Origin of the sequence: Kitasatospora sp. MY 5-36 (assembly GCF_001182915.1) — a bacterium.
Classification (GTDB): domain Bacteria; phylum Actinomycetota; class Actinomycetes; order Streptomycetales; family Streptomycetaceae; genus Kitasatospora.
In genome coordinates this window covers 1-4,437 of record NZ_LFVW01000791.1, presented here as the reverse complement: position 1 = coordinate 4,437, position 4,437 = coordinate 1, and the positions used below count along the sequence as shown (strand labels likewise).

Genomic DNA, 4,437 nt, shown 5'->3' with positions numbered 1-4,437 from the left:
CACCCGCTCGGCGGGGCGCAGCTCGGCGGCGGTCTCCGCCCAGCGGGCGTCGGTGAGCAGCAGCTCGGCGCCCGCCTCGGCCAGCATCCGGTGCAGCCGCTCGCGCGGCGCCCGGCCGTCCAGCGGCACGAAGACGCCGCCGGTGCGGACCAGTGCCAGCTGGGCGACGACCAGCTCGACGGAGCGCTCCATCAGCACCCCGACCGGCTGCTCCACCCGGACCGCGTGCGCGGCCAGGCGTCCGGCCAACTCGGCGGCCCGGGCGTCCAGTTCGCGGTAGGTCAGGCGCTGCTCGCCGGCCTCCAGGGCGACCGCCCCGGGGGTGCGGAGCACCTGCTCGGCGAACAGCTCGGCGATGTCGGCCGCGGGCTGCTCGGCGGTGGTGGCGTTCCAGTCGACCAGGACGCGGTGCCGCTCCTCGGCGGTCAGCAGCGGCAGCCGCGCGGGCGGGCGGTGGGCGCCGGCGGGCAGGCCGGTCAGCGCGGCGGTGAGCCGGCCGGCCAGCCGCCGCACGGTGGACTCGTCGAACAGCCGCGGGTCGTAGCAGAGCCGCAGGGACAGCTCCGGGCCGGGGTAGGCGAGCAGGGCGAGCGGGTAGTTGGTGGTCTCGATGCCGTCCAGGTCGCGCAGCCGCAGGCCGTGGGCGTCGGCCGCGTCCTCGTCGACCGGGTAGTTCTCGAAGACCACCAGGCTGTCGAACAGGCCGGTCTGCTCGGGCAGTCCGGTGCCGGCCCGCATCCGGGTGAGCGGGACGAAGCCGTACCGCCGGTCCTCGCTCTGCTCCCGCTGGAGGGCCTGGAGCCAGTCCAGCAGGGTGCCGTCGGCGGGCACCGTGGTGCGGGTCGGCAGGGTGGTGATGAACAGGCCGGTCATCGACTCGACGCCGGGCAGCTCGGGCGGGCGCCCGGAGGAGGTGGTGCCGTACACCACCTCGGCACGCCCGGCCTGGCGGCCCAGCAGCACCGCCCAGGCGCCCTGGACCAGGGTGTTGAGGGTCAGCCCGGAGCCGCGCGCGAGGTCCTCCAGCGCCCTGGTCGCGGCGGCGGGCAGGGTGAACGGCACGGCCCGGGTGGACTCCGCGCGGTGGCTCTGCACCGGCTCGCGGTCGTACGGCAGCGGCGTCGCCTCCACCAGCCCGGCGAGGCGGGTGCGCCAGTGCCGTTCGGCCTCGGCGTGGTCGCGCCCGCCCAGCCAGGCCAGGTAGTCGCGGTAGGGCCGGCGCTCCGGCACGGTGCCGTACGGGACCTCAGGCCCCGAGGCCAGGGCGGCGTGCACCGCGAAGACGTCCGAGAGCACCTGGAACAGGCTCCAGCCGTCCAGCACCAGGTGGTGGAACGACCAGAGCACCCGCACCCGGCTGTCCGAGAGGCGGATCAGCAGCAGCCGCTGGAGCGGGGCCCGCGCGAGGTCGAGGCCGCGGGCCCGGTCGCGGTCCAGCAGCTCGGCCAGCCGGGTGCGGCGCTCCTCCTCGGGCAGCGCGCGCCAGTCCAGGTGGCTGACCGGCACGGCCACCCGGCGGTGCACCACCAGCAGCGGCTCGGGCACCTCCTGCCAGCGGACGTGGGCGCGCAGCACCGCGGTGCGGTCGGTGACCCACTGCCAGGCCTCGGCGAGGCGGGCCGGGTCGGGCACCCCGTCGAGGACGAAGTCCAGCTGCTGGAAGTAGGCGCCGCTGTCCTCCTCGGCGAGGCCGTGGAAGAGCATGCCGGACTGGGTCGGGGTGAGCGGCAGGACGTCCTCCACCGCGCCCGGGTCGGCGCCGGTGATCAGGTCCACCGCCGACTGGTCGAGCCGGGCCAGCGGGAAGTCGGACGGGGTGCGCCCGGCGGCGCCGGGGGTGGTCGCGTGGCGGGCGAGGTCGGCCAGCTCCTCGGCGAAGCGCCGGGCCAGCGCCTCGACGGTGGCACTGCCGTGGACGGCGGCGGAGTGGAACCAGGTGAACTCCAGCGCGTCGCCGTCCAGTCGGCCGACCACCTCCAGCGGGTGGGGGCGCTCGACCGCCGGGTCGGCGTCCAGCTCCAGCGGCCGGAAGGTGCCGCGGAACAGCCCGTCCGGGTCGTCCGGCAGGGCGATGCGGCCCAGGTAGTTGAAGCTGATCCGGGCGGCCGGCACCTCGGGCGCGGTGCCGGGGCGTCCGAGGTGGCGCAGCGCCTCGAAGCCGAGGCCGCGCCGGGGGACGGCGCGCAGCTGCTCCTTGACCTGCTTGAGGACGGTGTCCCAGCCGGCCCCGGCGGGGACGGCCAGGGCGACGGGGTGGCGGGTGGTGAACCAGCCGACCGTACGGCCGAGGTCGAGGTCGGCGAACAGCTCCTCGCGCCCGTGGCCCTCGACGTCCACCACGACCCGCTCCAGCCCGCTCGCCCCGCACAGCGCCCGGCCCAGCGCGCTCAGCAGCACGTCGTTGGCCTGGGTGCGGTAGGTGTCGGGCAGGGTGCGCAGCAGGGCGGCGGTGTCGGCGGGGCTCAGCCGGACGGTGACGGAGCGTTCGGTGGCGTAGCTGTCGGGGCCGTCCAGCTCGGCGGGGAACGGCTCGGCGGCGGGCTGCCCGGGCTCGTCGTCGGACTGCCCGGGCACGGCCCCGGCCCAGTACGCGGACTCGTCCTCGAAGCCGCCCGCGGCGGCGAAGGCGCTCAGCCGCTCGGCCCACTGCCGCAGCGGCGAGGACTTCGCCGGGAGGGCGGCCGCGCCGTCCCGGCCCTCGCGGCGGGCCCGGTACGCGGTGTCGAGGTCCTCCAGCAGGACCCGCCAGGAGACCCCGTCGACCACCAGGTGGTGGACGGCCAGGTGCAGGACCGGGGGCCGGCCCCCGGCGCGCTCGTGCAGGACGGCGCGCAGCAGCGGGGCGCCGCCGGCCAGGTCGTACGGGCCGAAGTGCGGGGTGTCCTGGTCGGGGCCGGTGTGCCGGGCCAGGGTGGCGCGGGCCATCGGCTCCTGGATCCGCCAGCGCACCGCGCCGGCGCCGTCCGGAGTCGTGAAGGCGGAGCGCAGCGCGTCGTGGTGGGCGACCAGGTCGTTCAGGGCCTCCTCCAGGGCCGCCCGGTCGACGTCGCCGGGCAGCAGCAGGGAGACGGCCTGGGCGAAGTGGCCGGCCCGGCCGGCGGCCCGCTCGAACCACCAGCGCTGGATCGGGGTCAACGCGGCCTCCCCGGTGGCGGCCACCGGCGCGGGCGCGGCGGGCGCCTCGGCGTCCTCCGCGGCCAGGGCGAGCGCGGCGACCGTCTGGTGGCGGTAGAGGTCCCGGGAGGTCACCGCCAGTCCGGCCTGCCGGGAGCGGGCCACCACCTGGATGCCGAGGATGGAGTCGCCACCGAGGTCGAAGAAGTTGTCGTCGGCGCCGACCCGCTCCAGCCGCAGCACCTCGGCCCAGATGCCGGCCAGCGCGCGTTCGGCGGGGGTCCGGGGGGCGACGTGGCGGGGGGCGGCCGGCGCAGGGGCCGGGACGGTCTCCCCGCCGCGGGGCTTCGCCCGCTCCTCGACCCGGCCGAGGTGCTCCAGCCCGCCGTCGGCGGTCCACCGCACCAGCTCGCCGGTGCCGTACATCGCCTCCCCCGGCGCGCCGTACGGGTCGGGGACGAGCCGCTCGTCCGGCCGCTCCGGGAGGTAGCCCGCGAGGTACAACTCGCCGGGCACCCCGACGGGTTGGGGGCGCCGCGCGCGGTCGAGCACGTGGACCCGGCTCCATCCGGACGGCCGGGCCGGGGCGGTGCCCGGGAGCTCCCGCGGCGGCTTCCGGGAGGCGAGCAGCGCGCGCTGCTCCTCCTCGGGGATCATCGGCAGCTCGGCGAGGGTGCGCCTCGGCCCGTCCGCCATCCCGGCCAGCAGCCGGTGCAGGTGGCCGGCCAGCGCGGTCACCGTCCGCCGGTCGAACAGGTCGGTGTCGTACTCGACCGTCAGCGTGCAGCCGCCGTCGGCCTCGTCGGGGGTGAACTCCAGCACCAGGTCGAAGCGGGCGGCCGGGCGGGGCAGCGGGTGGTCGGTGAAGCGCAGCCCGCCGGCGGGCGCCGGGGCGGCGGGGGTCTGCTGGACGACGGCGACCTGGACCAGCGGGGTGCGGCTGGGGTCGCGGGGCGGGGCCAGTTCCTCGACCACCCGGTCGAAGGGCACCTCGGCGTGGGCGAAGGCGTCCAGCAGGGTGGTGCGCATGGACTCCACGAAGCGGTCGACGGTGGCCTCCTCGTCCACGTCGCCGCGCAGCACCACGGTGTTGACGAAGAAGCCGGTCACCTCCTCCAGCTCGCGCCGCTCCCGGCCGTTGACGACGGTGCCGAAGGCCACGTCCCGCTGGCCGGAGTGGCGCGAGAGCAGCAGCGCGGACGCCCCGGCGAACAGGGTGAACACGGTGGTGCCGCGGCCGGCGGCGAGGTGGCGCAGCCGGTCGACCAGCTCGGCCGGGAGGTGGTGGCGGTGCGCCGCGCCGCGGCCGGCGCGCTCGGCGGG

Annotated in this window: 1 protein-coding gene; it reads right to left on the bottom strand. The window is 77.4% G+C overall.

The genetic code is table 11. The annotated features are described in order from the left end of the window. Positions 1-4,437, bottom strand: a 4,437-nt coding sequence (locus tag AE652_RS36075) for a condensation domain-containing protein (RefSeq protein WP_049659235.1), incomplete at both ends; no start/stop codon positions are given.